The sequence below is a fragment of the Saccharopolyspora phatthalungensis genome (assembly GCF_014203395.1).
GTDB lineage: Bacteria > Actinomycetota > Actinomycetes > Mycobacteriales > Pseudonocardiaceae > Saccharopolyspora > Saccharopolyspora phatthalungensis.
The window spans coordinates 289,149-315,863 of the sequence record NZ_JACHIW010000002.1 but is presented as its reverse complement, the minus strand read 5'-3'; the positions used below and the strand labels follow the sequence as shown (position 1 = coordinate 315,863).

Here is a 26,715-nt window from a genome sequence, read left to right as displayed (position 1 = left end):
CCTGGGGGCGTAATCGCCACGGTCGCGCCGCCTGGCGTCGAAGGGCAGGCCGGCGGCGAGCACGAGTCGTGCGTCGGGTTGGACAACGGCGCCGTTGGCGTATTCGGCCTCGGAGCGGGTGCGGTGGTCACAGGCTGGTTGGCCGTCCGGCGGTGTCGGGTTCGGCGCCGACGATGCCGATCGAGGGCGGTTCGGGCAGGCAGGTTCGCGGTTCAATGCTTTGCCCGCCGGTGCTTCGCCGCGTCGTGACCAGCCGATGAGGTGTTCTCGCGGCTCCGGATTGATAGTCCGTACCTATAGTGCTGGGCATGCACATATCGCGTCTGCAGTTCGTCTCCGTGCCGGTGGCCGACCACGTCAAGGCATGCGGGTTCTACATCGACGTGCTCGGTTTCGAGCTGGTGATGGACCTGGCCGGGCCGCACGGCCAGTTCGTCATGGTCGCCCTGCCCGGTGCCCAAACCGGGGTCGTGCTGGTCGATTTCAGCGTCGAAGGGCGCGATCCCGGCGGCCCGGTGCACTTGCAGTTGCACACAGACGACCTGGAATCCGACGTGGCGGAATTGCGCGCGGCGGGCGTGACCGTCGGGAATCCCCTGGACAGGCCGTGGGGGCGCACGGCGTCGTTCAACGATCCCGACGGCAACCTGATCTCGTTGTTGCAGCCCTCGCGCTTGGGGGACCGACCGAGCTGATGGCGCGCACCGACGAGGTGTTCGCCGGACTGGCCCCTCGGTCAGTTTCCGGCCGGGCCGATCACCTCGCCGACCCTGTCGAGCACGTTCGTGTAGGCGCGCGGGGTGTTGGGGTTGGTCTTGATCTTCGGGGAGTCGGCGACGCCCCTAACGGTCCGTTTTCCGGTAGGTGTCCGGCGACCTGGTTAGCGGGGGCACCGCGGCGTGCTGGAGGACCAGGTCCCGGTACGGCAGACACCTGACACAGCGGCACCATGCCGAGCACGTCCAGCAGGGTGTTCGCGGCGCTAGCCTGGTCGGCGCCGGACAGGATGATGTTGGTCGCCGCGACCTGGGCGATGTGGTGATCTCGCTCGGACTCGGCCACTGCCCCAGGCTGCGCCGGGTCACCCTGCCCGGACAAGCCAGCGGAGGCGGTATGTTCGGCGGTGGCCAGTGCGTCCTGCTCAGTGCCGCAGTTCTGCGCCGGCTACCTTGTCGGCTAATCGCACCGACCACGAGCTGGGATAACTGTCCATCGTGACTTTGTAGAGGATGCGCTGTTGGATCTCCGAGGTTCCGGCAGGTGAACGGATGGGCTGGGAGTCCCGGACGTAGCGCTGAAGAGCCCGATCGGTGCGGTGCGCGTCCGCGCCATAGATCCCGTCTGCCAGGCGCGCGGAGGCCAGCGCGAGTTCTACGTTGATCAACTTCGCATTGGCGAGGGCTGCATCGCAGTCCATGCCGCGATCAAGTGCGTCGACGGCGAGGTAGAGGTCTTGGCGTGCGGTCATCACGTTCGATGTGATCTTCCCGATCTTCTGCTGAACGCTGTCCAACGCTTCGTGAAGTGGTTTGCCGTAGCGGTGGCGCCGCTTCACTTCGTCCTTCGTGTCGGCCAGTAGTGCGCGATGCACTCCGCACGAGACCGCCGCCAGGTTTGCCCGCCCATAGAGCATTGACGAGGAAAGGGCGACGGAGAGACCGTCGCCTTCCTCTCCCAGCAGAGCGGACGCGGGGACTCGGCAATCCTCGAAAAACACGTCGCCTGCGGAAAACCCGCGCAGGCCCGTCAGCGGGACGTGTTCGCCCAGGTAGCAGCCGGGTGTGTCGGCCGGCACTAGGAACGCGCTCAGGCCGCCTGATCCCTCACCTGTGCGCACCACCACACCGTGGAGATCAGCGACGTGGCTGTTACCCACATGGTGCTTGTGTCCATTGAGGATCCAGTCGGAACCGTCGCGGACGGCGGTGGCCTCCATACCCAGGACGTGGCCGCCACAGCCCGGCTCGGTCGTGGCGATCGTGGGCAGGCATTCGCCCGCCGCGATCGCCGGCAGCCACTGCTGCTTCTGTTCCTCGCTGCCAAAATGCAAAATCTTGGCCAGGCCCAGGATGCTTGCCTGGGTGGCCGCACCCATCGCTCCACTACCATGCTCGCTGCTGATCGTTTCGATCAGCAGCGTCCGAGCTTTGTGATCGCCGCCCATCCCGCCGTAGCGACGCGGGATCGTCACGCCGATATAGCCCCGGCGGGAGACCTCGCGGATGACCTCATGGTCGACAGCCGACGTCTCCTCCATTTTGGCGACCTGCGGGGCGATCACCTCAGCAGCGAACTCCTGCACCTCGTGCCGGAGCGCATGGTGAGCGTCAGTCAAGATCATCTGGTCGATCAGGTCCACACTGCGACCCTTCCATGTCACCCTAAGCCCGCTGCTTTCATTGCATTGTGGGTTGAGTGGGTGTTGTGAACGGAGAAAAGGTGCGCTGAACTGCAAAGATATGGCTTGCTGAGGACCACGTCAGAGCAAGTTCAGGAGCACCTTTCTGGTGAGCAAGCTTACCGGGTCGTATCCATCGTTAAAGGTCGACATCGCCGGTACGAGGGTGGTGTCCAATGTTGGTGCGGTGCTGCTCGTGCAGCCCCTGACCACGCTGGGATTTGATCAAGTGCTGTCGGCGGCGCTGGCGCGGTGGCGGCGGCCGACGGCGATCCATGATCGAGGAAAGATCGTGTGCGACCTAACCCTCACTCCGATGATCGGTGAGCACAGTGTGGCCGAGATCGCCGCCCTGCCGCAACGAACACGAGGTGTTCGGCCTCGAATACCGCCGCGGATCACATCACTGTGGACCGAAACGTCGTTGCGGGGAGTTTACCCTTCACCGGCAGTTGCGGCCGGATCGGGCGAAAAGTGCTGATCCGTACCGATTCTGCCGGCGCCACCCCACGACTTCCTGGACTGGTTGCACGCCCGGAAACTGTCCTAATCGGTCGGGTTCACCCTGCCCAACGACGCGGTCGAACGCCTGGCCCGCATCCCGCACAATGTGGACACCGGCCTACGTTCATCGGTCTCCCAGTCCCGCTTCACGGGCGCGGACGCAAGCAGGCAGAGCGTCCGGCCAGTCCTCGCGACTCACCAAATGGTGCTCACCCACCGCCCACACCGCACCGTCTACACCGCGCTTAGCAACCCCAGCGCGCCCGCTGGTGCAATGACTCCCGCATCCCGTCCTCCTGGCCTGTTCCACGAGGGCATAGGGTCCTGGCCACCGCCACGGTGGGTGGTGCACTGTGGACAGTGGTGCAGCGGTCGACGGCAGGGGCCGGATTGGGTTGTGGTGTCGTCGGCGACTGTGGTGGCGAGCTCGGGTGTCACTGCTGGGGCGGGCGGGACAATCGCCAGATGACGTCGATCCCGTCGTCTCCGGAGTTTTTCGGGCCGCGGGTGGCGCTGCGGCGATCGACGCAGGTGAAACCGAGGCGTTGCGGCACACCCTGGCTGGCGGTGTTGGCCGCGTCATGCCAGATCTCCACGCGATCGATGCCGGGCAACGCGAACGCCTCGTCGATCAGCGCCGCGGTGCTGGTGGTGGCCAGGCCGCGGCCGGTGTGGTCGGGGTGCAGCCAATACCCGATCTCGAGGCCGCCGGGGCCGATGCGGCGTTCCAGGGAGATGCAGCCGGCGATCGCGCCGTCGACGGTGATGGCATAGGTGTAGGCATCGCCGCTGCGCCAGTTGCGGTCGCAGAGGTCGAGGAACTCGGCGGCCACGTCGAGCGGGTAATCTCCGGCGGCCCACGGCATCCATGGCCGCAGATGCGGCAGCGCTTCGGTGACCACCCCGTGCACTTCAGCGAGGTCGTCATGCCGCCAGCGCCGCAACACCGCCGAGTCCAAGGTGATCACTTCCGCGGGATGGGCCATGCGCCGAGGGTGCTGTCCGGTAGCCGGTCCTGGCAACGGGATATCCCGGCGCCGCAGGCGTCCCCAGCGGATCCGTGCCGGAAGGGCTCGCCGGTCGACTGAGGCAAAACGGGGGCCGTCCCGTTCCGGGACGACCCCAGCACAGTGCGGATGGGCTCAGATCAGACCGAGGTCGCGCACCGCGTCGCGCTCCTCGACGAGCTCGTTGACCGAGGCGTCGATGCGCTCGCGGGAGAACTCGTCGATCTCCAGGCCCTGCACGATCTCGAACTTGCCGTCGCGGGCGGTGACCGGGAACGACGAGATCAGGCCCTCGGGCACGCCGTAGGAGCCGTCGGAGACCACGCCCGCCGAGGTCCAGTCGCCCTCGGGCGTGCCGTTGACCCAGGTGTGCACGTGGTCGATGGCGGCGTTGGCGGCCGAGGCCGCCGAGGACGCGCCGCGGGCCTCGATGATGGCCGCGCCGCGCTTGGCGACGGTGGGGATGAATTCCTCGGCCAGCCAGGCCTGCTCGACCTGCTCGGCGGCGATCTTGCCGTTGACCTCGGCGTGGAAGAGGTCTGGGTACTGGGTGGCGGAGTGGTTGCCCCAGATGGTCAGCTTCTTGATGTCGGTGACCGACACGGTCAGCTTCTGCGCCAGCTGGCTCAGCGCCCGGTTGTGGTCCAGGCGGGTCATCGCGGTGAACCGCTCGGCGGGCACGTCCGGGGCGTGGGCCTGGGCGATGAGTGCGTTGGTGTTGGCCGGGTTGCCGACCACCAGCACGCGCACGTCGTCTGCCGCTCCGGCGTTGATGGCCTCGCCCTGCGGCTTGAAGATGCCGCCGTTGGCCTCCAGCAGGTCGCCGCGCTCCATGCCCTTGGTGCGCGGGCGAGCACCGACCAGCAGCGCGATGTTGGTGCCGTTGAACGCGGTGCGGGCATCGTCGGTGATGTCGATGCTCCGCAGCAGCGGGAATGCGCAGTCGTCGAGCTCCATCGCGGTGCCCTCGGCCGCCTTGACCGCCTGCGGGATCTCCAGCAAGCGGAGCTTGATCGGGGTGTCGGGCCCGATGAGCTGTCCGGAGGCGATCCGGAACAGCAACGCGTAGCCGATCTGACCGGCCGCACCGGTGACGGTCACGGTGACGGGAGCTTGGGTCATGAGGTTTCGTTCTCCTGCTCGCCGGGTGATTTGCCTAGCGGGATGCTATCCCCAGCGCGGCGGTGCCGTTGCCGGACCGCCACGGATCACAGTGGACGGCATGCCGGACCGATTCAGCCGCCCTGCGCCTGGGGAGAGGCAGGACACAACCCACCGGACGAGGCCGTGAGCACGGCCACGTTCACCGTCGTGAGTGACGCTGTCGGCGGCCCGGGAAATCTCTTCGCAGGGTGTGTCGATCCGCTCCGCGGCCGTTCGTCTAGTGGGTGAGAAGCCGGCGTGGTGCCGGTTTCGCTAGTGCTAGGTGGCTGGTGTCGAACGGGGTTTTGAGGTGTTTGCTCTGGTCTTAGCGTGGCGGGCGGTGGGTGTGATTGCCGATCGTTTTCGAGTGTGGTCGGTGGGTTTGTGTGTCGCGTGTGCCGGTTATCGGTGGGGAGGACGTGTGGTGTTGGTGATGGGCTGGGCGTTGGTCTGGTCAGGCGGTCGTCACGGCCCATCCGCCTGCCTTGCGGGTTATCCCGAGCACGCCCAGTCGAGCGAGGTTGACCGCGGCGGCCAGCAGCGAGAAATCAGCGGCCACTTTCCGCAGTCCTCGGACACGGGCCCGTCGTCCGCCGTGGCGGTGGCGCATCAGGTGGCCGATCTTGCGTTCGACTTTGGGCCTGGTGGCGCGGTAGTCAGCCTTCCAGGCGGGGTCGGTCTGGCGGGCACGACCGGCGGCCAGTGCGGCTTCGTGGGGGCTGATGGTGATGGTGCGGCCGGTCTTGGCGGTGGTGCACTGTGCGGCCAGCGGGCAGGTGGCGCACACGACGCCGAAGTTGGCCGCCCCAGCGTGACGCTCACGGGCGCGAATGGGTGCGGTATGCCCGGCCGGGCAGGTCACGGTCTGCTGCTCAAGGTCGATATCGAAACGGTCCTTGGGAAAATGGCCTTTCACCGCAGCCGGCGGTTGCACCTTGAGCCCATTGTGGATCCCATTCTCGTCCAGCCTTTCCAGCAATTCCCCCGCCCCATAGGCCGCATCCCCATATACCGCGGCCTGACCCTCATCCCCGGCTTCGGCTTCGGCTTCGGCTTCGGCTTCGGCTTCGGCTTCGGCTTCGGCTTCGGCTTCGGCTTCGGCTTCGGCTTCGGCTTCGGCTTCGGCTTCGGCTTCGGCTTCGGCTTCGGCTTCGGCTTCGGAGGGCAGGATGTCGGACAGGAGGGTCTCGGCGGTCTCGGCGTCGCCGCTGTTGCCGGGGGTGACTTCGGTGGCGGTGACGATCTCACTGTCGGGGTCGATGGCGAGATGTCCTTTGTAGCCGTCGAAACCGCGGGCCTGCGTTTTGTGGCCATGGCGGGTTTCGGGATCGACGGTGGAGATGACCCGGTCCGGGGCGACCCGGCGGGCGATCCGGAACACCCCGTCGCTGTCTTCGGTCAGGTCCTGGCCCAGCACCGTGGCCAGCAGGCGCGCGGCCTCATCCACGCACTTGGTCCACTTCTGGCCTTCCATCAGGGTCAGCATCGCGAACCCGTCCCGGGCCCGGGAGTCGATCAACGCCTCCCGGGCGGCCTGGTCGTCCCAGTCGATCAGGGGTTTGCCCGCTCCGGCGTAGTCATCTCCGGAGGTGAGCACCGCCCGCAACCGGGCGGCCAGTCCGGCCTCAGCGGTGGCCAGCAGACCACGGATCGCCGAGCGGATCAGGGTGATGGTGTCCATCGTCGCGACCGCGTCATACAACGGGGTCGAGTCCAGCACCCTCCTGCACCCGACCAGACCCGCCTGACGCGCGACATCCAGCACCGTCTCGAAGATCCGGTCCGGCCGAGCCGAGCGGGCCAACCGGGCCCGCATGTCCACCAGCACGGTGTGCACGAACCCCGGATAGTCGAAATCCAGGCCACCGGCGGCGTACTTCCAGCGCGTGTCAAATGCGAACCGCTCCACCGCCTCCCGATCCGACAGGCCCTCGACACGCTGCAACACCATCACCACCGCCACGATCATCGGCGGCACCGACCGGCGACCCACATCGGTGAACAGATCCGCGAACATCTCATCCGGGAACAGACTGAAGCACTCCCGATGCAACACCCCATAAATCGAACCCGCCGCGACCCGGCCCTCACAGTAATCCACCGTCGATCGCAGCAGATCACCCTGCCGCGGCGCGCGTCCCAACGTCACCCCCGACATCCTGCCAAACGATCACCCCGACGGAACACCGACACACCCCGATCCTTAGCAACCCAAAACACCAGCCACCTAGGAGACCATGATGAAGCAGTACCTGCTCAGCATCTACCAGCCCGACGGTCCCCCGCCGCCGCCGGATGTCCTGGAGCCGATCATGCGCGACCTGCAAGCATTGAACGCCGAGATGAGGGCCGCCGGGGCGTGGGTCTTCGCCGGGGGCCTGCACCCGCCGAGCACCGCCACCGTGCTGCGCGCGCGGGGCGAGGAGGTGCTCACCACCGACGGTCCGTTCACCGAGGGTAAGGAGCACCTCGGCGGGTTCACCGTCATCCAGGCACCGGATCTGGATGCCGCCTTGGCATGGGGGCGCAAGCTGGCCAGGATGATCACGCTGCCGATCGAGGTGCGGCCGTTGCAGGGCGAGGCCGCCGAGATGACGTGCCAACCGCCGGCGTAGCGGAGATCGACCGGGTTTTCCGCGCGGAGTACGGCCGCGCGGTCGCCGCCCTGGTCGGCGTGTTCGGCGACATCGACATCGCCGAGGAGGCGGTCCAGGACGCCTTCGCCGCGGCGGTGGCTCGGTGGCCGTCTACCGGGCTACCACCGAGCCCGGCGGGCTGGATCATCACGACGGCCCGCAACCGGGCGATCGACAGATTGCGCCGGGAGTCCTCCCGCGCGGACCGGCACGCCCAGGCCGCGCTGCTGCACGCCCGTGAGCAACCCGCCGAGGAGGGGCCCGTGCGCGACGACCGGTTGCGGCTGATCTTCACCTGCTGTCACCCGGCGCTGGCCACCGCCGCGCAGGTGGCCCTGACGCTGCGTTTGCTGGGCGGGCTGACCACCGCCGAGATCGCCCGGGCGCTCTTGGTGGCCGAGCCGGCGATGGCCCAGCGGCTGGTGCGCGCCAAGAACAAGATCCGCGACGCCGGCATCCCGTACCGGGTGCCGGAGCAGGCCGACCTGCCGGTCCGGTTGCGCGCGGTGCTGGCCGTGATCTACCTCGTGTTCAACGAGGGATACACGGCCAGCTCGGGGCAGCAGCTGGCCCGGGAGGACCTGTGCGCGCAGGCCATCCGGCTGGGACGGCTGCTGGCCGGGCTCATGCCCGATGAGCCCGAGGTCATGGGTCTGCTGGCGCTGATGCTGCTGATCGAGTCGCGGCGGGCCGCTCGCACCACCGCCGAGGGTGCGCTGGTGCTGCTGGCCGATCAGGACCGCAGCCGGTGGGATCCGGTCCTGATCGCCGAAGGGCAGGCCATCGTCCAGCGATGCCTGCGCCGTAACCAGCCCGGCCCATACCAGATCCAGGCGGCGATCAACGCCGTGCACAGCGACGCACCGACCGCGGCGGACACCGACTGGCGGCAGATCCTGGCGCTGTATGACCAGTTGCTGGCGGTCGCACCGAGCCCAGTTGTGGCGCTGCACCGCGCGGTGGCGATAGCGGAGGTCGAGGGGCCGCAAGCCGCACTCGCCCTGGTCGAGGAGCTCGATCTCGGTGGCTACCACGTGTTCCACGCCGTCCGCGCGGACCTGTTGCGTCGGCTGGGCCGCACCGAGGAGGCCGCCGGTGCCTACGATGCCGCGATCGCAGGCACCGGCAACGCGGCCGAACGTGACTTCCTGCAGCGCGCACGCCAGGCGCTGGGCCGGGGCCCGGCGTGATGGGATCTGCGGCTATTTGCGGCTTTGCCTGTTTATGCCGGGTAGTTCCGGCCCCGGTTGTCCGGTGAGTTCTGGCCCCGGCTGAGTTCGTCCGGTGGGTTTTGGCCCCACCGTGTCCGATGTGGACACGCCCACGATGGTGTGAAGGACCGGTCTTCCCCCGTTGGTACGGGCAACGATGTGCGCCTTGAATCCAAGCGGTCGTGTCGGAGGCCGGAGTTGTCGTTGTCGCGCGTTGAGTTGTTCGCACGCATACGCCGTGATCGGCGGTTGGAGCCGGACCTGTCGGTCCGGGCGTTGGCCGAGCGGTATGGGGTGCACCGCCGGACGGTGCGGGAAGCGCTGGAGTCTGCGGTGCCCAAGGAACGGAAGAAGCCGCCGCCGCGCCGCTCGGTGCTGGAGCCGGCTTATGGGTTGATCGACGAGATGCTGCGCGCGGATCTGTCGGCGCCGCGCAAGCAGAAGCACACGACCGCGCGGATCTACCAGCGGCTGATCACAGAGCATGGGTTCACCGCAGCGGGCCGGACCGTGGTCTACGAGTACGTCGCCCGGCGGCGGCCGGAGCTGGTGGCCGAGCTGCGCGAGGAACAGCGGCACCTGCAGGGCATGGTGCCCCAGCAGCATCAGCCCGGCGAGGAAGCCGAGGTCGACTTCGCCGACGTGTGGGTCCGCGTCGCGGGCACGGTGCTGAAGTGTCACCTGTTCACGCTGCGGCTCAGTTTCAGCGGTCGCGCGGTGCACCGCGTGTTCCTGTCCGAAGGGCAGGAGGCGTTCATGGAAGGCCACGTCGAGGCGTTCCGGGCGCTGGGCGGGATCCCGACCCGCCACATCCGCTACGACAACCTGCGACCCGCGGTCCAGCGGGTCTGCTTCGGCCGCTCTCGCGTCGAGTCCCAGAACTGGGTCAAATTCCGTTCACACTTCGGTTTCGATGCCTTCTACTGCATCCCGGGCAAAGACGGCGCGCACGAAAAAGGCGGCGTCGAGCAGGAAGGCGGCCGGTTCCGCCGCACGCATCTGGTCCCGGTCCCGGAGGTCGCCAGCCTGACCGAGCTGAATGAGAAGATCGCCGCGATCGACCTGGCCGAGGACGAGCGGATCCTGCACGGACAACGGGTCAGCATCGGGTTCAACTTCGCCCACGAGGCCGAGCTGCTCGCGCCGGTCCCGTTCGAGGAGTTCGACACCGGCAGCACGCTGACCCCGAAGGTCGGCCGGGATTCGCGGATCACCGTGCGGCAGTCGCAGTACTCGGTGCCGGCGCGGTTCATCGGCCGGAAAGTGCGAGTCTCGTTGCGCGCCAACGAGGTGCTGGTGTTCGACCGCACCACGATCATCGCCCGGCACGTCCGGCTCACCCGCCGCGGCGAGTCGCATGACGAGCTGGATCACTACCTGGAGATCCTGCTCGGCAAGCCCGGCGCGCTGGCGGGGTCCACCGCGCTGGCCACCGCCCGCGCCGAGGGCACCTTCACCTCGGCGCACGAGGCGTTCTGGTCGGCCGCTCGCGCCGCGCACGGCAACGGCGACGGGACCCGTGCGCTGATCGAGGTCCTGCTGCTGCACCGCCGCCTGCCCGCCGAGGCGGTGATCACCGGCATCACCACCGCGCTGGACGCCGGGTCGACCAGCCCGGAGCTGGTCGCGATCGAAGCCCGCAAGGCCGCCGCCAGCACCGCCCGCGACCAGCCGCTGCTCGACGATGCCGACCTGTCCGACCTCGGCATCGACACCACGGTGATCCCGAAGATCATCGACGACACCCCTGATCCCCGCGAGCACGCCCCACCCACGCCGGTGAGCACCGCTGCACCGGTGATCTCCCTGCGTTCGCGCCGGGAACTGCCCGCGACCTCGACCCCGCTGCCCTCGGTGGCGATCTACGACCAGCTGCTTCGCCGCACGAAAGGCACCTCCGCATGACCGCCACCCTGCCCGCGCCCACCACCTCTGCCACCGCGGCGACCGTTCCGGCCGTCGCGCCCGGCGTCGACAGCATGGACGCCCTGATCGACCAGGCCTGCCGCACGCTGCGGTTGCCCACCATCGGCTCCCGGTTCGAGGAACTCGCCGCCGCGGCATTGCGGGAACAGGCGTCCTACAAGGCGTTCCTGCTCACCCTGCTCGACGCCGAATGCGAGCACCGCGACGAACGCCGCAAGATCCGCCGCGTCCGCGAGGCGAACTTCCCCCGCTCGAAGCGGCTCGACGACTTCGACTTCGCCGCCAACCCGAACGTCGTTCCCGAGGTCATCAACACCCTCACCACCCCAGGCTGGGTCAACGCCGGGCAGCCGCTCTGCCTGATCGGCCAGTCCGGCACCGGCAAGTCGCATCTGCTGATCGGCATCGGCACCGCGATCGCCGAATCCGGGCTGAAAGTCCGCTACACCACGACAGCGAACCTGGTCAACGAGCTCGCCGAGGCCGCCGACGACCGGCAGCTGACCCGCGTGCTCAACCGCTACAGCAAGGTCGACCTGCTCTGCTTGGACGAATTCGGCTACCTCGACCTGGACAAGGCCGGCGCGAAGCTGCTGTTCCAGGTCTTCACCGACCGAGAGGAACGCAGCGCGATCGCCATCGCCTCCAACGCCCCGTTCTCCGAATGGGACCAGACCTTCACCGACAAACGGCTCTGCTCCGCGATCGTCGATCGGCTCACCTTCAACGGCAACATCATCGAGACCGGCGCCGAGTCCTACCGGCTGCGCGCCACCCAGCAACGCCCGCGCGGCTGACCCGCTGATGCCGCAACTCTGGATCGGCGACGAACCACCCGACGACCTGTCCGTCGCTGACCCGGCCGAGGGGCCGAGCCGGTCGCACCTGCTCGAGCTCCTCGGCGTCTGCGCGGACTTCCTCGGCACCGCCAGCCCCGCGGTGCACCACGAGCTGCGCGTGTTCCTCATCGCCCGCGGAGATCACGCCATCGCCGGGCTGCCCGCGTTCCTCGACCAGCTGGCCCTCACCGCCGCCGCTCAGCCAAGGCCCTAAACGAAAAAGGGCCGACTGCTCACGGATCCAGCCTTGTCGGAGGCGGAGCCATGAACACCCGGCGAGCAGAACGCTAGCTCTCCACCCCGTTCACCGGAGCGCACACCACTCGGCACCCGCGAAGTTTCACCCATCCAGGGGCGGGGCCAAAACTCGCCGGACACCGTCAGCCCCCGGCGGCCCAGCCCGCCGGACACACCCGGCACCGGAGCCTGAACAACCCGGACCAACGGGTCCAGAAAACACCGGCAAAAACAGCTTTGCCTGTGGTGCAAGGCGAATTCACGTGGATGTGCACGTGATGAGCCTTCCCGGCTGCGCCTGGGGTGAGGAATCGTTGGGCTGCCCACGGGGCTGGGTGCCCTTCCGGTGAGCGCCCGGGTCAAGGACGACGACTGATCGTGCCGACCAGGGGTGGGCTTGCGCTGCGGGTCAGCGGATGAGGCCGAGTTCCCCGGCCCGGGCACCGGCTTGAAAGCGGGACTGGGCCTGCAGCAGCGTCATGAGTTCGGCGACGCGCCGCCGGTAGGTGCGCAGCGAGACGCCGATGCGGCGGGCGGCGGCTTCGTCGGTGAGCCCGGCACCGAGCGCCTGCAGGATGCTGCGGCCGGTCGGGTCGATCTGCGGCAGGTCCTGGCGCAGGTAGTCGGTCAGCGGGGTGGCGGCCTGCCAGGTGGCGTCGAACAGGGCGTGCACCCCGTCGATGAGGGCCGGCTTCGTGGTCGCGGTGAACTCGCGCTCGCCCGCGATACGCGCACCGGCAAGGATCATCGCCTGGCGGTCGATGATGATCGTCTCGTGTGGCAGCGGTGCGGCGCAGATGCGCACCTGCGCGCCGGCTTCGGCGATCCGCATGAGGTGCTGCTGCTGGTGCGGATCGGTGAGCGCGGCCGGGGTGAACAGCTTGCGCACCCGCAGGCCGGGCGGGTGCGGGACGCTGCGGCGCGCGTGGATGCGCGGATGTGACCAGGTGTTGAGGTCGGTGGCCGCGCACACGAACTCGGTGCGGGCACCGGAGAACAGGTGCGCGGCGCGGCGGGTGAGCTCTTGCTCCCCGCGCACCGTGATCGCCTCGTCTGCCACGCCGCCCAGTCTAATCGCGGCGCAGGCAGCCTGATCATCTTCTGCGGCGGGAAAGCCACCGAGAAGACCGCTGGTGGCAGCAAGCTGCCAGGTGGTGGCGGCGGCCGGGTGTGGTCACGACGCTGGTGGCCATGACGAACGTGACGGCCGCGGTGGGCGGCGAGTTTCTGCTGGGTGGCGACCTGCGGGTCAATCGGCTTGGTTTCGGGGCGATGCGGTTGGTCGCGAATTCGTTAGCGGGGCCGCCGCGCGATCCGGCCACGGGAGTGGCGGTGGTGCGGCGGGCCGTGGAGCTGGGCGTCAATCACATCGACACGGCCGGTTTCTACCGCCTTGGCGGCACGCAGGCGCACGAGGTGATCCGGGAGGCGTTGTCGCCGCTTCGCGAGGATGTGGTGATCGCGACGAAGGTGGGGCCGATGCGCGGCGCCGACGGGATCTTCCGGGGCCAGGCGCGGCCGGCGGACTTGCGCGGTCTGGTCGAGGAGGATCTGCGGCGGCTCGGGGTGCCGCGGCTGGACCTGGTGTACTTGCGGCCGGGCGGGCTGGAGCCGGACGGGACTTCGGTGGCGGATCGGTTCGCGGTGCTGGCGGAATTACGCGAGTCCGGGCTGATCCGCCACCTCGGGCTGAGCAATGTGGACGCCGCACAGTTCGCGCAGGCGCGTTCGATCGCTCCGGTCGTGGCCGTACAGAACCACTTCCACGTGCGGCACAACGCGGACCGCCAGGTGCTGGCCGACTGCGAGCGGCTCGGAATCGCCTACGTGCCCTTCGCTCCGCTCGGCGGTGGCTTGCCGGTGGACATGGCCGGGGTGCGGTCCGTGGCGCGGCGGCTTTCGGCGAGTGTCGCTCAGGTGTCGTTGGCCTGGTTGCTGGCGGTTTCCCCGGTGGCGTTGGCGATTCCGGGCACGGGTTCGGTGGCGCATCTGGAGGACAACGTCGCGGCGACCGGGCTGCGGCTTGGGCCCGGCGACCTGGCCGAGCTCGGCGGGTAGCCCAGCAGCCCAGCAGGCCAGGAGTGCCGGATTGGCCGTTGGCGCCGCTGTCGCGGCTGTCTACCGTGCGATCACCACGTTCGTTGGCAGCGGGAGGCGCGGTGGTGGTCGATCTTTCGGCAGTGGTGGCGATCGCGGGGGTGGCGCTGGGCCTGGTGCTTTCGCCGGGGCCGAACATGATCCCGCGCGGGGCGGGGTGGCGGTGCAGAGCTTGACGTTGAGCCTGGTGCAGATCGTGGTGGCGTTGTCGGTCAACGCCGTGATGGTGGTGACTGCCGGTTCGGTAGCCGGTGCGCTGGCGCGGCGTCCGCGGTGGCTTCGGGTGCAGCGCTACTTCATGGGCACGGTGCTGGCTGGGTTGGCGGTGCGGTTGCTGACCGACCGGACTCGCCCGGCGTGACACCCGGAGCTCCGACCCCGAGAACCCTGACCCCGAGAACAGAGTGGAGCCCGTCGGCGCCTGTGTCGGTGAGCTTGAGCGCCCGTTGCTGGGGCTTGCGGGCTAGCCAGCCGGAGTCGAGCAGCGCGCTCAGCAACGCCGCGCCGAGGCGCCCGGCGAGATGATGCCGTTGCTCGCTCCAGTCGACGCAGAACCGCAGCAGCGGTCGCCGGGACGGCCCGGTCCGCACGGCGTCGAGATCCACCCCGAGGGCGGCGAAGACCGGCTCGGCGTGCGGGCCGAGTCGGTACGGGTGCTCGCTGAGCTGCACGGACAGTCCGTCGCCGGGGCGGCGGCGGGTGTCGGGGATGCCGTCGGCGGCCGCGAGGGCTCCGTGGTCCAGCAGCGCCGCGGTGACCGCGACACCGAGGCGCCCGGCGAGGTGGTCGTAGCAGCTGCGGGCCTCCCGCACGGCGGCCGCGCGGGTGCCCTGGCGCAGCGAGCGCACCGGTCGGGCCGGGGCGATGGCGGCCAGGGCTTCCAGCACGGCGGCCACTCGGTTGTCGGCGATGCGGTAGTAGCGGTGCCGCCCGGACCGTTCGACCTCGATCAGCCCGCCGTCGCGAAGCTTTGCCAGGTGCGCGCTGGCGGCGCTGGCCGACAGCCCGGCTTCGCCGGCCAGCACCGAGGCGGGCAGCGCACGTCCGTCGGCCAATGCCTGCAGCACGTTGGCGCGGCCGGGCTCGGCGAACAGCGCGGCCACCGGGGCGATGTCGCTGTCTCCTTGAACTGCCATGTGCTCCATGATGCGTCCACGACGTTTCAGGCTGCCCTGAAGTGTCCGTGGGGCAGGCTCGGGACGTGGTGATGCGACGAGATGGTGGTTCTCCCGCCCTGGTGTTGGCGGTGACGTGCGCGGGCATGTTCCTGGTGCTGCTGGATGTCACGGTGGTCAATGTGGCGCTGCCCAGCATCCGCGACGCCTTCGGTGCCGGGATGGCCGGCACGCAGTGGGTGGTCGACGGGTATGCGCTGAGCATCGCCGGGGTGTTGCTGATCGGCGGCATGCTGGGCGACCGGTTCGGGCACCGTCGGTTGGTGCTGGCCGGGATGGTGCTGTTCGGGGCGGCGTCGGTGGGGTGCGCGGTGGCCCCCGGTCTCGGGGTGCTCGTGGTCTCGCGCGCGGTGCAGGGGCTCGGGGCGGCGTTGCTGCTGCCGGGCAGCATGGCGGTGATCACCACGGTGTATCCGGATCCGGCTGCGCGGGCGCGGGCCTTGGGGGTGTGGGCGGCGGTGTCGTCACTGGCACTGCCTGCCGGGCCGCTGCTGGGTGGGGTGCTGATCGAATGGGGTGGCTGGCGATTGGTGTTCGCACTGAACGTGCCCGTTGTCATCGCCGCGGTCGCGGGGATCCGCCTGCTGGTGCCGGACCTGCCCGGCGATCCCGGGCAGCGGGTGCGCGTCGGGGCGCTGACCGGCGCGGTCCTGGGGCTGACCGCCGTGGTGTTCGCGGTGATCGAGACCGGTCAAGCCGGGGGGAATGCCGTGGTGCTGGGGGCGTTGGTGGTGGCGGTGATCGCGCTGGGCCTGGCCGGTCGCCGGGTGCCACGCACGCTGCTGGCCAACCGGCCGTTCGTGGCGGCGAACGTGGTGGCGCTGCTGATGAATCTCAGCGTGAACGGAACGCTGTTCGTGCTCACCTTGTATTTGCAGAGCCTCGGTGGGAACACACCCGCGCGCACCGGTGTGCTGCTGTTGCCGCTGCTGGTTCCGCTGGTGCTGCTGGCCCCGGTGGCCGGGTGGATGGTGGCACGGTTCGGGCCGCGGGTGCCGATGCTGTGCGGGGCAGCGATCGCGGCGGCCGGGTCGGTGTGCTGGGGTCTGGCGACTCCGGAGGGCCGTTATGACGCGGTGGTGCCGGTGCTGGTGGCGTGCGGGGTCGGCGCCGGGTTGCTGACCACATCGGTGGTGGCCACCGCGGTCGGGGCGCTCGGGCCGCAGCGGTCAGGGCTGGCCAGCGGCGTGAACAACACCATGCGGCAGACCGGTACCGCGCTGGGGGTCGCGGTGTTCGGCACGGTCGCTGGTTCTCCTGCGGTGCGGGGTGATTTCGTCACCGGGTTGCACCACGTGGCCGTGGTGGCGGTGCTGTTGTGGCTGGTGGCGATCGTGGTCAGCGTCTTCGCCCGCGAATCCGGGGGCGGGCGATGCCGAAGCGCCGCCGACTGTACGCCCGCCGCGCGGTGACGGCCCAGGACTCCGGAAACTACGGCCAGGGGCATGTAGCGCGGGGTAGTTCCTTACGACACGGACGCGGACGCCGAGGCCAACTACACCGACACGCACGGGTTCGCGTTCACCGAGCCTTTGGCTCTCCACCTGTTGCAGGGCAGTCTCGTCTTCATCAATACCCTGTTGATACCACGGGTTTTGGACGATCCATCCTGGGAGAAGCGGCGGATCGCCGAGGACCGCAGAGCCTTGAGCGCGCTTTTCTGGTCGCATGTGAACCCGTACGGAAGGTTCCGCTTGGACATGACCAAACCGGCCTAGGCGCCAGGACTGCGTAGCCGGGGCGGTCAACACGCGCTATGCGGCAGATGAGGGGGCGGCCCACTGCGGGCGGCTTGTGCCGTGGTTGTTGTGGCTCAGCGAAGCCGTTGAGCCAACCACCGCGCGACATCGGTCAGAAGGTCGGCGTCCACCGGCTGGCGCAACAGTCGAGGATAGGACAGCAGCGACGCCGGACCCGAATCACGCCGCAGCAGATGGGTCAGGTCAGGGACGCGCCGGATGTCGGCTCCGCCCGGCACCAGGGACGCGATCACGCCGAGATCGTCGGGATCGACCTGGAGATCCTTCTCGCCGGTGATCGCCAGCACCGGGGCATGGACGCGGGCCAAGTCGGCGCCGGGATCGTAGGCCAGTTGCTCGCGCCACCAACGGGCGTTGAGCCGCGCCCCGCCGATCCGGGCCACGTCGGTCGTGGTGCTCTGCAGTTTGGTCAGTTGACGAGTGGCGGTCCGGCGCAGGACCGACAGCAGCGGCCGAAGCGGGCGTGGCAGGGTCGCGGCCATGCGTGCGGCCTGCCACCGCAGCGCCTGTTTGCCGGGACGGGCGTAGCCGGCGAGCATCACCAGGGCCGCCGGGTGTGCGTGGGCGCCCAGCCATATGGCGTGCACTGCGCCTTCGCTGTGCCCGACCACGCCGACCGCGTGTGCCTGGATTTCCGGATGTGCGCGGAGGGCTCGCAGCGCGGCGGCGGCGTCGGCGCGGTTGTCCAGGAAGCCGACGCTCCGCCAGTCGCCAGGTGTCGCGCCCACGCCGCGCCGGTCGTAGCGCAGTGATGCGATTCCGTGTCGGGCCAGGGCCTGGGCCAGGGGGCTGCCCAGGGCCATCCGCACTCGTCCGGCGTTGGATTCGCGATCCAGCCGTCCCGAGCCTGGTAGGCACAGCACGGCGGGGTGTGGGCCGGGGCCGGCGGGCAGTGTGAGCGTGCCGTGCAGGGGAATGCCGTCGGCGGCGGCCAGCGTCGTCTCGACGTCACGTGATCCGCCTGGTGCGGCGGGTGTCGGCTGCGTGGTCGAGTCGTGCGGGGTGTTCATCCATCCTCCGGTTTATCAATTGTGATACCGATATCATTCATGAGAAACTAAGGTCATGGCAACCCTGGATCTTCTGCTGCACCCCGTACGGCTGCGTATCCTGCGAGCGCTGCTGGACGGGCGGCCTAGCACGACCACGCAGCTGCGCAGGCGGTTGCCCGACATTGCGCCGGCGACGATGTATCGGCATGTCGCTGTCCTCGCCGAGGCCGGCGTGCTGGAAGTGCTGGCCGAGAAGCCGGTAGGCGGCATGGTGGAGCGCACCTACCGGCTGCGTTGGGATCGCGGCGCGATCGACGCGGCCGACCGCGCCGCCATGACTCCCGACGACCACAGGCGCGCCTTCACCGCCTTCACCGGCAGCCTGCTGGCCGACTTCGACCAGTACCTGGCGGGGGAGTCGGCCGACCCTACGGCGGACGGCGTGACCTACCAGCAGGTCGCACTGTGGCTGACCAACGAGGAACTCGCCGAACTGCTTGCCGAACTACGCACGGCCGTCACCGCCCGAGCCGGCCGCGATCCCGGTCCGGACCGCACGCGCCGCCTCGTCAGCCTGGTGGTCATACCCAGCGACGAGGTGATTGATCCTCCCCTGGCCACCTAGCCCGGCAGGTCGGTGGCGATTCCACCGGACGCGCTAGATGACCCCTGGCCGTAGTTTCGGGAGTCCTGGGCCGTGACGGACGGCGACGCGGGGTGCGGGTTTTCGTTGTGCGCCCATGACACCTGGTGTTAGATCATGCGTTTTCCGCCGCCTGCGTAGATGGTTTGGCCGGTGACCCAGCGGGCTTGGTGGGAGGCGAGGAAGACCGCGAGGTCGGCGATGTCGTCGGGGCGGCCGACGCGGCCCAGCGGGCTGAGTTCGGCGAAGCGGGCGTTCATGGCGTCGCTGATCCAGCCGGTCTGCACGGGGCCGGGCGCGATGACGTTGACCGTGATGCCGGCCGGGCCGAGTTCGATGGCCGCCGACCGGCTCAGCGATTCCAGTGCGTTCTTGGTGGCCCAGTAGGAGATCTGGTCGGCCGCGCCGGGCGCGGCGTCGGTGGAGATGTTGATGATGCGGCCGCAGGTGGCCTTGCGGCGTAGGTGGCGGCGGTGGAATTCGGCCATCAGCAGTGCCGGGGCCCGGGTGTTGACGGCGTGGTGGGCGTCCAGGCTGGCCGCGTCGACGGTGGTCAGGCCGCGTGTGGGTTCGGGCCTGAAGGTGTCCGGCACGCAGCGGGCGGCGTTGTTGACCAGGATCTCCACCGGCCCGAGGCGGGCCTCGGCGTGGTCGAAGATCGCCGGGGCGGCGGCCGGATCGGCGAGGTCGACGGCCAGGGATTCGGCCTCGACGCCATCGGCGCGTAAGGCGTCGCGCACGTGATCGGTATCCGTGGCCTTGGCCGCGCCGTAGGAGCGGTCGGCGCCGCGGGCCGCGCTGGTCGGGGGTTTGTCTGGCAGGGAAGCGAGCACGACTTTGGCACCTTGGCGGGCCAGGGCGCGGGCGATGCCGGCGCCGATGCCCAGCGGGCTGTTCGCGCCGGTGATCACGGCGACGCGGTCGCGCAGGCGGGGGTCGATCACGCGGTGGTCCTCTCGAATCGTGCGATGTGGTCGGTGATGGTGGTGCTGATCGTCTGGTGCAGGGCGCTGGGCAGGGCGTGGCCGAGCCCGGGGATGCTCGTGCAGCGGGCACCGGGGATGAGGTCGGCGAGGTGCTGGCCGTGCGGGGGCGGGTTGATGGGATCCAGCGGGCCCTGGATGATCAGGGTCGGGGTGGTGACATGCCGCAGTTCGGCGCCGCGTTCGGTGGGCACAGGGCTGGCGAAGGCGTGCGCGCCGGGTTGCTGGTAGCTGCCGGCGTGCTCGATCGCGGCGTTCTCCCAGCGGCGGAATTCCGCCGCGTCGAAAGGGATTTCGTCGCCGGCGAGCAGCCGCCACTGGGCCACCCGGCGCTCGATCGCGGTGTCGCGGTCGGGTGCGGGGTCGCTGCGGTGGGCCATCGCGGTGACGATCCGCGGGGTGGGGGTGGGCAGATCGGTGGGTTCGCCTTCGATGGCGCGGCGCATCGCCTCGGCGAAGTCGACGTCGAGGGCCGCGGTGACCATCAGGGTCAGGGTGCGCAGCCGGTGGCGGTGATCCAGGGCGAGCAGCTGGCCGAGGGTGCCGCCCAGGGACAGGCCGACGACGTGCGCGGTGGCGATGCCGTGCCCGTCGAGCACGGCCACGGCATCGCGTGCCATGTCCGCCAGCGAGTAGCCGGTGATGTCGAGGTGGGTGGAGCGGCCGGTGTCGCGGTGGTCGTAGCGCAGCACATGCAGCCGTCGCGCGGCGAGGGTGTCGACGAATTCGTCGGGCCAGCCGAGCGCGTTGGCGTTGGCGCCCATGATCAGCAGCACAGGTGGGGCGGTGGGGTCGCCGCGGGATTCGGTCCACAGTTGCAGCCCGTCGGGGGTGGTGATGCGGCGTTCAGGCATCGAGCAGTCCTTCCCGGCGGGCCAGTGCGGCGAGTTCTTTGGGGTGTCCGGCCATGATGGTGCGCACGTGGTCGGTGATGGCCTGGATGGGCCAGTTCCACCAGGCGATGCGCTGCAGCAGTTCGACGTCGGCGTCGTAGAAGCGGCGGTGGATCACTCGGGCCGGGTTGCCGCCGGCGATTCCGTATGCGGGAATGTCGCCGGTGACCACCGCGCCGGTGGCGATGATGGCTCCGTCACCGATGTGCACGCCGGGCATGATGGTGGTGTCGCGGCCGAACCAGACGTCGTTTCCGACGACCGTGTCGCTCTTGCTGGGCAGGCCGGTGGCGATGTCTCGGGTGGCCTGCGTCCAGTCACCGCCGAAGATCGTGAACGGGTAGGTGGCGCAGCCGATCATGGGGTGGTCGCCGGCGGGCATGATGAACCGCGTCCCGGTGGCCAGTGCGCAGAACCGGCCGATGCGCAGCTTGGCGGGGCCGTAGTTGTAGAGCACGTTGCGGCTCTGGAACTCTGCGGCGCCGTCGGGGTCGTCGTAGTAGGTGTACTCGCCGATCTCGATCAGCGGGGAGCGGACCACTGTGGACAGAAAGGTGACGTTGGTCAGCTCGGGCCGGGTGCTGGGGTGCACCTGGGCGGGGTCGGGTGTGTCGGGCATGGCGCTGGCTCCCTTCCTCAGGCACAGCAACGACCGTCGTGCAACTTCAGGGTGGGCCCGTTCCAGCGTCGCCGCAGCCAGCGGTCGCGGCTGGCGACCACGATGGCCCCGGGCGCGGTGTGCAGGGCGTTTTCGAGCTCGCCGACGAGGGTCCGGGAGAGGTGGTTGGCGGGTTCGTCCAGCAACAACACCTGTGGTGGGTCGGCGAGCAGCAGCGCCAGGGCCAGCCGGCGGCGCTGGCCGACCGAATGGCGGCGATGATCCTAGCGCCGCGGCCACGCCGACCGGCAACGCGTTTTCCGACATCGCCGCCGGCGCTCTACGCTGTGCGGTCATGTCGCAGACCGAGGACGGCGTGGACCGGATCCAGCAGGCGTGGCAGCGGGAACGCCCGGGTATGCCGGTGTCGTCGATCGGGATCATCACCCGGGTGTGGCGGATCGCGAAGCTGCTGGAGGACGAGCGCCGCCGCACCGATGCGCGCATCGGCCTGGACGCAGCCACCCGGGACCTCTTGAGCACATTGCGCCGGTCAGGGCCGCCGTACCGACTGGCCGCCGGGGAGATCGCACGGCAGTCGCTGGTGAGCGCGGGAGCGATCTCCCAGCGGGTCGCGCGAGCAGAACAGCGTGGCCTGGTGCGCCGCGGCAAGGGCGGTGCCGACGGTCGTTCGGTGCTGGTGGAGCTCACCGACGCCGGACACCAGCTCATCGAGCAGCGGGTGGATGAGTTGCTGCGGCACGAGGAGACATTGCTGAATTCGCTGGATGCCGGACAGCAGGAGCAGCTGACCGAGTTGTTGCGGATCCTGTTGCGGGATCTGGGTGAACGCTTCGGGGCCGAGGACCGCCCCTAGCTCGTGCGGGTCGGTCTTTCGCCGGAACGGGGTGGTTGGGCTCGCCTGTCGTGGTGATCCAGTCTGCGCGCCGTGCCCGCCGATGTTGGCCTGGGAACACCCGCCCCGATCCCGGGGCCGAGCAGATGGGAGATCTGTGATCATGCGCCGTACCCTCAGCGTCATCGTCCTCGCCACCGCGGCTTTCGCCGGGACCTGCACCGCCCTCGCCCACGCTCAAGCCAAGCCGTCGGCCGTCATCCTGCCCGCTCCGGCGTGCGAGAGCGGCAAATGCTCCAACGGGCAGGACGCAAACGGGCAGGACGCTGTCGCGCACGCCACGGTGAGCGAGGACGGGCAGGGCGAGTGACGAGGTGATCCTCTCGGGGATCCGGGCCGGATTCACCCGTCGGCCGGCAAGGCCAAACGCATCGCCGGATCCGGGAGGCAGACGAAGCCGAGCGATCGGTACAGCGGCTCTGCCTCCGGCGAGCAGCGCAGGTCGACCAGGGTGATGCCGCGCCGCTGGAACCAGGCGAGAAGGGCTTGCATGCACGCGCGGGCGTACCCGCGCCGCCGGTGGCCGAGGTCGGTGGTCACGTTGAACACGAATCCGACCTGGCCGGTCGGGCAGGCATGCCCTTCCAGTCGCTGGTCGATCGCCCCCACGGCGCACGCGGCGAGGCGGTTGGATTCGTCTGGTGCGTCGACGACGTAGGCGGCCAGTGATGCGGCGGGGTCGGACAGGTGCCGCCGCAAGGTCGCCAGGGCGTTTTTCTGCCAGGTTCCGGTTCCTCCGGTGATCACCGTTTCCCGGAGCCGGACGAGTTCGGCGGCGTCTGCGGCCTGTGCTCGGCGGACGAGGCTCATCCGGCAGACGCTAGTGACTCCGGGGCGGGCCGGGGCAAGCGATTTTCCGCCGCATTCGCGCTGTCTCAGGTTCATCGCCCGAGGTAGGCGCCGCCGTTGACGTGCAGTACCTGGCCGGTGATGTGACCGGCCAGCGGGCCGGCGAGGAAGCCGACGAGGCCGGCGATGTCGGCGGGGGTTCCGGCGCGTTCGGTGCTGGTGGCGTCGATGAGTGCTCGGCGGCGGTCTTCGGTGAGGTTGCCGCGGAAGAATTCGGTGTCTTCGATCAGGCCGGGCGAGACGACGTTGGCGGTGATGCCGTGTGGGCCGAGCCGACCGGCGAGATCGGCGGTCCAGGCTTCGATGGCGGCTTTGGCGGCGCCGTAGGAGCCCGTGCCGGTGCGGGCGGCGATCGAGCCGATGGTGATCACCCGGCCGCCGGTGGCCAGCCGTGGGGTCACGGCGGTGGTCACCAGAACCGCGGAGAGCACGTTGGCTCGCAGGTTGGCTTCCCACCCGGCGGCGATCGCGGCCAGGTCGTGCGGTGCGGACCGGTCGAAGTCGGTGTTGCCGCCAGCGTTGTTGACCAAGACGTCGACGTGGCCGGGCAGTTGGGCCGCCGCGGCGGCGACGGCCTCGGGGTCGGCGGCGTCGAAAGGCAGTGCCGTCACGCCGAGTGCGGCAGCGGCGGCGTCGAGGACGTCGCGGCGGCGGCCGGTGATGGTGACCACGTCGCCTGCGGTGGCGAAGTGTTCGGCGATGGCGTAGCCGATGCCGGTGCCGCCGCCGGTGACGATGATCTGACGCACGCCAAACTCCTTTAAGTCTAAAGTATATGGGCAAGGTAGATCCCCAGCGTCCTTGACGCAAGGCATTTCTACTGCCTCGCAGCCGCGGGGAAAATCCGCTTTCCTAGCAGGGCTTTTGGACGTAGACCTTGTCGCATGCCGCAGCAGAGCCACACCCGTGAGGCCGTGGTGCCCGAGAACGGGGCCGGGCTGCTGGCGCACGACACACCGGCACTCGGATAGGGTGATGCCGTGATTCGCGCATCGTGCCTTGCCTGGTGGCGCTCCGGTTAGGAGCGGCCGCACCAGCATTGCGCACACCTCGGGCCGTTCGGATGGACGGCCCTTCTTCGTGTTCTCCGCACGTCCAGGGCGCCGGCCGGACCCCGCCACCGGATGAGGAGAACCTCAATGACCACCACGACCGCGACCTCTACCGCCGCCCGTCGCAGCACCGAACTGGAAAAGCTGATCCCGCTGCGCCCCGCCGATTTCCGGGTGCTCACCGGGGATCGCCCGACCGGACCGCTGCACCTGGGCCACTACTTCGGCACCCTGCACAACCGGGTCCGGTTGCAACACCTGGGCGTGGAGGTGCTGCTGATCATCGCCGACTACCAGGTGCTCACCGACCGGGATGTCGCCGAGCGCCTCGGTGAGCATGTGGAGAACCTGGTGCTGGACTACCTGGCCGCCGGGATCGACCCGCAGCGCGCCACGATCTTCACCCACAGCGCGGTGGCGGCGCTCAACCAGTTGCTGCTGCCGTTCCTGAGCCTGGTGTCGGTCCCGGAACTGGGCCGCAATCCCACGGTCAAGGACGAGATCAACCATTCGCGGCAGTCCGCGGTCAGCGGCCTGATGTTCACCTACCCGGCGCACCAGGCCGCCGACATCTTGTTCTGCAAGGCGAATCTGGTGCCGGTGGGCCAGGACCAGCTGCCGCACCTGGAGCTGACCCGCACGATCGCGCGCCGGTTCAACGAACGCTACGGCCGGCTGCTGCCCGAGCCGGACGCACTGCTGTCACCGGCGCCGCTGCTGCTGGGCACCGACGGGGCGAAGATGAGCAAGAGCCGCGGCAACGCGATCACGCTGTCGGCCAGCGCCGATGAGACCGCGCGGCTGATCCGAGGCGCGAAAACCGATTCGCAGCGCCACATCAGCTACGATCCGCAGTCCCGCCCCGAGGTCTCCAGCCTGGTGCTGCTGGCGGCGTTGTGCACTGGCCGGGATCCCCACGAGGTCGCCCAGGGCATCGGTTCCGGTGGTGCGGCGGCGTTGAAACGCACGGTCACCGAGGCGGTCAACGAGCACCTGGCACCGATGCGGGCGCGGCGGGCCTCCTTCGCGCGGGATCGCGGCTACCTGCGTCGGATCCTGCGCGACGGCAACGAGCGGGCCAACGCCATCGCCGAAACCACCCTCGCCGAGGTGCGCTCAGCGATGGGCACCCGCTACTGATCGGGTCGGCCGTCACAGGTTGACCACGTTGCGGGAACGCATCGGCACGTCGCGCAGTGGCGTCATTGCCGCTGCTATGCGCCCAGATCGCCACGTACAGTGCGGACTCGGCATCGTCGGCGCTGGTGTCCGCGGGCCTGCCACCGCGCTGGTGGACCAGGTGGACCTGGTTGAGCGGCATGCGTTTTCCGTTCATCAGGGACTGTCGAGGTAGGACTGTCCGCGCGGGGACAGCCGGAATCCGGTTTCGAGGGGTTCGACGAGGCCGAGCTCGCGCAGTTGCCACACATCGGATTTGCACCGCGATACCGGGCGTCCTTGGTCGGCGGCGAGTTCGGCGGGGCGCAGGCCGGGACGCTGCCGCAGCAGTTCCAGGATCGCTTTGGTCCACGGTCCGCGCGGGGAAGAGACGTCCAGTTGCGCCAACCGCCGGTCGATCGAGGCCCGCTCGCGCGGGTGCAGCTCCACCGGTTCCGGAGGCAGCGCCGGGGCGGGGCCACCGTAGCTGAGCGTGAGGCGATAGACCGCGCCCCGCCCGTGTTTGTCCAAAGAGGACCGAAGGCCGGCCGCGGAGGTGAAGCCGGCCCGCTGGGCCTCGCCGTCGGTGATCTCGTGCGGGTCAACCTCGGCGACCTCGCCGATGCCGATCAACCCGACCGCGGTGCGCAGTTGCGATCCGGCGTTTGCCTGCGGGCTTGGCCAGCGCTGGAACGCCAGGGTGATCTCGCCGGCCGCCACGCCCCGCAGGATCCGATTGCTCAACACCACCTCACCACGCTAACGCCTCCGCCACGATCCCCGGTGCACAGATCACGCGTCCTCATCCGGGGTCGCGTGGCTGACCGGCCGTGGCCAAGCTGGACGCCGGCGTCACCGATCCGGGCGACGCATGGCACCGGAAGATGATCACGAAACGGGACGTCAGCTTCCGCGCGCTTGCCGGATCGGGGGAGAATCGGCGCATGCTGCAGGTCTGCCTCAACGGCGCGCGGTCGCCGCGCGAGCACTTCCACCTGCCCGTGCGCCCGGAAGAGCTGGCCAAGGCGGCTGCCGACAGCGTCGCTGCCGGTGCTACCGACATCCACCTGCATCCCAAGGCGCCCGACGGCACCGACAGTTTGGATCCGCACCTGGTCGCCGCCGCGTTGCGGGCGGTGCGGGCCGCCGCGCCCGCCGTCCCGGTCGGCGTCACCACGGGCGCGTGGACCGCCCCGGACCCCGCCGATCGGATCCGGGCAATCCGGGCGTGGACAGTGCTGCCCGATCACGCCTCGGTCAACTGGCACGAACCCGGCGCCGACGTCGTCGCGGCCGCGCTGTTGGAACGCGGTGTCGGCATCGAGGCCGGTATCCACTCCGGCACCGACGGCGACCGCCAGTTCCTGCTCTCGCCGCATCGCGGCAGGGTGCTGCGGGTGCTGGCAGAGGTCACCGATCTGACCGCACGCGGCGCCCCGACCACCGCCGAAGCGTTGTTGGATCGGCTGCGCCCGGCGGCGACGCCGATCCTGCTGCACGGCGAGGCCGCCGGGGCATGGACGGTGCTCACTGTCGCCGCGCGCCGCGGTCTCGCCACTCGCATCGGGCTGGAGGACACCTTGCGGCTGCCCGATGGGCAGGTCGCCGCCGACAACGCCGAACTCGTCGCCGCCGCAACCCGGATCCTCGCCCAGGAGGCCCCGTGACCGCCGTCGATCATCAGCAACTCCTCGCTCT

At 69.5% G+C, this 26,715-nt stretch carries 28 protein-coding genes and 2 pseudogenes; 16 read left to right on the top strand and 14 right to left on the bottom strand.

From position 1 onward, the window contains the following. Positions 1-308: 308 nt before the first annotated feature. Positions 309-695: a VOC family protein gene (locus tag BJ970_RS28390; RefSeq protein ID WP_184729956.1), complete on the top strand. Its 387-nt coding sequence runs from the start codon at positions 309-311 to the stop codon at positions 693-695. Between the two features lie 446 nt (positions 696-1,141). Here BJ970_RS28390 and BJ970_RS28385 read toward each other — a convergent pair whose 3' ends face one another. Beyond that, positions 1,142-2,359, bottom strand: a complete 1,218-nt coding sequence (locus BJ970_RS28385) for an acyl-CoA dehydrogenase family protein (protein ID WP_312864511.1) — start codon at positions 2,357-2,359, stop codon at positions 1,142-1,144. A gap of 148 nt (positions 2,360-2,507) precedes the next feature. Between BJ970_RS28385 and BJ970_RS28380 the strand changes: the two genes are divergently transcribed. Then, entirely contained in the window at positions 2,508-2,879 is a 372-nt protein-coding gene (locus tag BJ970_RS28380; RefSeq protein ID WP_184729954.1) for a transposase, read from the top strand. A gap of 457 nt (positions 2,880-3,336) precedes the next feature. On the opposite strand, the gene BJ970_RS28375 is transcribed toward BJ970_RS28380, so the two are convergent. The 3 genes from BJ970_RS28375 to BJ970_RS28365 all read right to left on the bottom strand — a co-directional run bounded on the left by BJ970_RS28375 (position 3,337) and on the right by BJ970_RS28365 (position 7,201). After that, positions 3,337-3,870: a GNAT family N-acetyltransferase gene (locus tag BJ970_RS28375; protein WP_312864621.1), complete on the bottom strand. Its 534-nt coding sequence runs from the start codon at positions 3,868-3,870 to the stop codon at positions 3,337-3,339. Positions 3,871-4,044: 174 nt separating this feature from the next. Then, positions 4,045-5,031, bottom strand: a complete 987-nt coding sequence (locus BJ970_RS28370) for a malate dehydrogenase (RefSeq protein ID WP_184729950.1) — start codon at positions 5,029-5,031, stop codon at positions 4,045-4,047. Between the two features lie 475 nt (positions 5,032-5,506). Next, positions 5,507-7,201: a transposase gene (locus BJ970_RS28365; protein WP_446689103.1), complete on the bottom strand. Its 1,695-nt coding sequence runs from the start codon at positions 7,199-7,201 to the stop codon at positions 5,507-5,509. A 91-nt stretch (positions 7,202-7,292) separates the two neighbouring features. Between BJ970_RS28365 and BJ970_RS28360 the strand changes: the two genes are divergently transcribed. The 5 genes from BJ970_RS28360 to BJ970_RS28340 all read left to right on the top strand — a co-directional run bounded on the left by BJ970_RS28360 (position 7,293) and on the right by BJ970_RS28340 (position 11,878). Further along, positions 7,293-7,667, top strand: a complete 375-nt coding sequence (locus BJ970_RS28360; RefSeq protein ID WP_184732351.1) for a YciI family protein — start codon at positions 7,293-7,295, stop codon at positions 7,665-7,667. Further along, entirely contained in the window at positions 7,649-8,878 is a 1,230-nt protein-coding gene (locus tag BJ970_RS28355) for an RNA polymerase sigma factor (RefSeq protein WP_312864510.1), read from the top strand. Before BJ970_RS28360 ends, BJ970_RS28355 begins: the two co-directional genes overlap by 19 nt. 225 nt (positions 8,879-9,103) lie before the next feature. Next, entirely contained in the window at positions 9,104-10,804 is a 1,701-nt protein-coding gene (gene istA, locus BJ970_RS28350) for an IS21 family transposase (protein ID WP_184727213.1), read from the top strand. Beyond that, complete coding sequence (gene istB / locus BJ970_RS28345) at positions 10,801-11,622, top strand: IS21-like element helper ATPase IstB (protein ID WP_184727212.1); 822 nt, start codon at positions 10,801-10,803, stop codon at positions 11,620-11,622. Before istA ends, istB begins: the two co-directional genes overlap by 4 nt. 7 nt (positions 11,623-11,629) lie before the next feature. Then, entirely contained in the window at positions 11,630-11,878 is a 249-nt protein-coding gene (locus BJ970_RS28340; protein ID WP_184727211.1) for a hypothetical protein, read from the top strand. Positions 11,879-12,310: 432 nt separating this feature from the next. On the opposite strand, the gene BJ970_RS28335 is transcribed toward BJ970_RS28340, so the two are convergent. Beyond that, positions 12,311-12,961, bottom strand: coding sequence for a helix-turn-helix domain-containing protein (locus tag BJ970_RS28335; RefSeq protein WP_184729944.1), 651 nt, complete (start codon positions 12,959-12,961; stop codon positions 12,311-12,313). 131 nt (positions 12,962-13,092) lie between these two features. On the opposite strand from BJ970_RS28335, the gene BJ970_RS28330 reads away from it, so the two are divergent. Both BJ970_RS28330 and BJ970_RS28325 read left to right on the top strand, forming a co-directional pair. Continuing rightward, complete coding sequence (locus BJ970_RS28330) at positions 13,093-13,959, top strand: oxidoreductase (protein WP_184729942.1); 867 nt, start codon at positions 13,093-13,095, stop codon at positions 13,957-13,959. A gap of 31 nt (positions 13,960-13,990) precedes the next feature. Beyond that, positions 13,991-14,359, top strand: coding sequence for a hypothetical protein (locus BJ970_RS28325; RefSeq protein ID WP_184729940.1), 369 nt, complete (start codon positions 13,991-13,993; stop codon positions 14,357-14,359). On the opposite strand, the gene BJ970_RS28320 is transcribed toward BJ970_RS28325, so the two are convergent. Then, positions 14,295-15,134 carry an ArsR/SmtB family transcription factor gene (locus tag BJ970_RS28320; protein WP_184729938.1) on the bottom strand — a complete coding sequence of 280 codons (840 nt, stop codon included), beginning with the start codon at positions 15,132-15,134 and terminating at the stop codon, positions 14,295-14,297. The genes BJ970_RS28325 and BJ970_RS28320 overlap by 65 nt on opposite strands. A gap of 41 nt (positions 15,135-15,175) precedes the next feature. Here BJ970_RS28320 and BJ970_RS28315 point away from each other — a divergent pair, with 41 nt between their 5' ends. After that, complete coding sequence (locus BJ970_RS28315; RefSeq protein ID WP_312864509.1) at positions 15,176-16,585, top strand: MFS transporter; 1,410 nt, start codon at positions 15,176-15,178, stop codon at positions 16,583-16,585. A 120-nt stretch (positions 16,586-16,705) separates the two neighbouring features. Then, positions 16,706-16,891 (top strand): annotated as a pseudogene (locus BJ970_RS40205) (Tn3 family transposase); the annotation flags it as partial. A 95-nt stretch (positions 16,892-16,986) separates the two neighbouring features. On the opposite strand, the gene BJ970_RS28305 reads toward BJ970_RS40205, so the two are convergent. After that, positions 16,987-17,943: an alpha/beta hydrolase family protein gene (locus BJ970_RS28305; RefSeq protein ID WP_184729934.1), complete on the bottom strand. Its 957-nt coding sequence runs from the start codon at positions 17,941-17,943 to the stop codon at positions 16,987-16,989. 55 nt (positions 17,944-17,998) lie between these two features. Here BJ970_RS28305 and BJ970_RS28300 point away from each other — a divergent pair, with 55 nt between their 5' ends. Beyond that, on the top strand, positions 17,999-18,550 hold the full coding sequence (locus BJ970_RS28300) for a helix-turn-helix domain-containing protein (RefSeq protein WP_184729932.1): 552 nt from the start codon (positions 17,999-18,001) through the stop codon (positions 18,548-18,550). A gap of 128 nt (positions 18,551-18,678) precedes the next feature. Here BJ970_RS28300 and BJ970_RS28295 read toward each other — a convergent pair whose 3' ends face one another. The 4 genes and pseudogenes from BJ970_RS28295 to BJ970_RS28280 all read right to left on the bottom strand — a co-directional run. Beyond that, entirely contained in the window at positions 18,679-19,512 is an 834-nt protein-coding gene (locus BJ970_RS28295; RefSeq protein ID WP_184729930.1) for an SDR family NAD(P)-dependent oxidoreductase, read from the bottom strand. Next, entirely contained in the window at positions 19,509-20,405 is an 897-nt protein-coding gene (locus tag BJ970_RS28290) for an alpha/beta fold hydrolase (protein ID WP_184729928.1), read from the bottom strand. Before BJ970_RS28290 ends, BJ970_RS28295 begins: the two co-directional genes overlap by 4 nt. Beyond that, on the bottom strand, positions 20,398-21,063 hold the full coding sequence (locus BJ970_RS28285; RefSeq protein ID WP_184729926.1) for a CatB-related O-acetyltransferase: 666 nt from the start codon (positions 21,061-21,063) through the stop codon (positions 20,398-20,400). The genes BJ970_RS28290 and BJ970_RS28285 overlap by 8 nt, the downstream gene beginning before the upstream one ends. 17 nt (positions 21,064-21,080) lie before the next feature. After that, positions 21,081-21,311: pseudogene (locus BJ970_RS28280) on the bottom strand (ATP-binding cassette domain-containing protein); the annotation flags it as partial. Positions 21,312-21,397: 86 nt separating this feature from the next. Between BJ970_RS28280 and BJ970_RS28275 the strand changes: the two are divergent. Both BJ970_RS28275 and BJ970_RS28270 read left to right on the top strand, forming a co-directional pair. Further along, complete coding sequence (locus BJ970_RS28275) at positions 21,398-21,919, top strand: MarR family winged helix-turn-helix transcriptional regulator (RefSeq protein WP_184729924.1); 522 nt, start codon at positions 21,398-21,400, stop codon at positions 21,917-21,919. 142 nt (positions 21,920-22,061) lie between these two features. Beyond that, on the top strand, positions 22,062-22,268 hold the full coding sequence (locus BJ970_RS28270) for a hypothetical protein (RefSeq protein ID WP_184729922.1): 207 nt from the start codon (positions 22,062-22,064) through the stop codon (positions 22,266-22,268). Positions 22,269-22,300: 32 nt separating this feature from the next. Here BJ970_RS28270 and BJ970_RS28265 read toward each other — a convergent pair whose 3' ends face one another. Together BJ970_RS28265 and BJ970_RS28260 are read right to left on the bottom strand one after the other, a co-directional pair. Next, positions 22,301-22,768, bottom strand: coding sequence for a GNAT family N-acetyltransferase (locus tag BJ970_RS28265; RefSeq protein ID WP_184729920.1), 468 nt, complete (start codon positions 22,766-22,768; stop codon positions 22,301-22,303). A gap of 71 nt (positions 22,769-22,839) precedes the next feature. Continuing rightward, the gene (locus tag BJ970_RS28260) at positions 22,840-23,556 is read right to left on the bottom strand and encodes an SDR family NAD(P)-dependent oxidoreductase (protein ID WP_312864508.1); all 717 of its coding nucleotides are present in this window, start codon (positions 23,554-23,556) and stop codon (positions 22,840-22,842) included. Between the two features lie 390 nt (positions 23,557-23,946). Here BJ970_RS28260 and trpS point away from each other — a divergent pair, with 390 nt between their 5' ends. Next, on the top strand, positions 23,947-24,999 hold the full coding sequence (gene trpS / locus BJ970_RS28255; RefSeq protein WP_246471872.1) for a tryptophan--tRNA ligase: 1,053 nt from the start codon (positions 23,947-23,949) through the stop codon (positions 24,997-24,999). A 195-nt stretch (positions 25,000-25,194) separates the two neighbouring features. Here the strand turns inward: trpS and BJ970_RS28250 are convergent, their stop codons facing one another. Beyond that, entirely contained in the window at positions 25,195-25,767 is a 573-nt protein-coding gene (locus BJ970_RS28250) for a hypothetical protein (protein ID WP_184729914.1), read from the bottom strand. A gap of 80 nt (positions 25,768-25,847) precedes the next feature. Here BJ970_RS28250 and BJ970_RS28245 point away from each other — a divergent pair, with 80 nt between their 5' ends. After that, positions 25,848-26,684, top strand: coding sequence for a 3-keto-5-aminohexanoate cleavage protein (locus tag BJ970_RS28245; protein WP_312864507.1), 837 nt, complete (start codon positions 25,848-25,850; stop codon positions 26,682-26,684). The last annotated feature ends 31 nt before the right edge of the window (positions 26,685-26,715 follow it).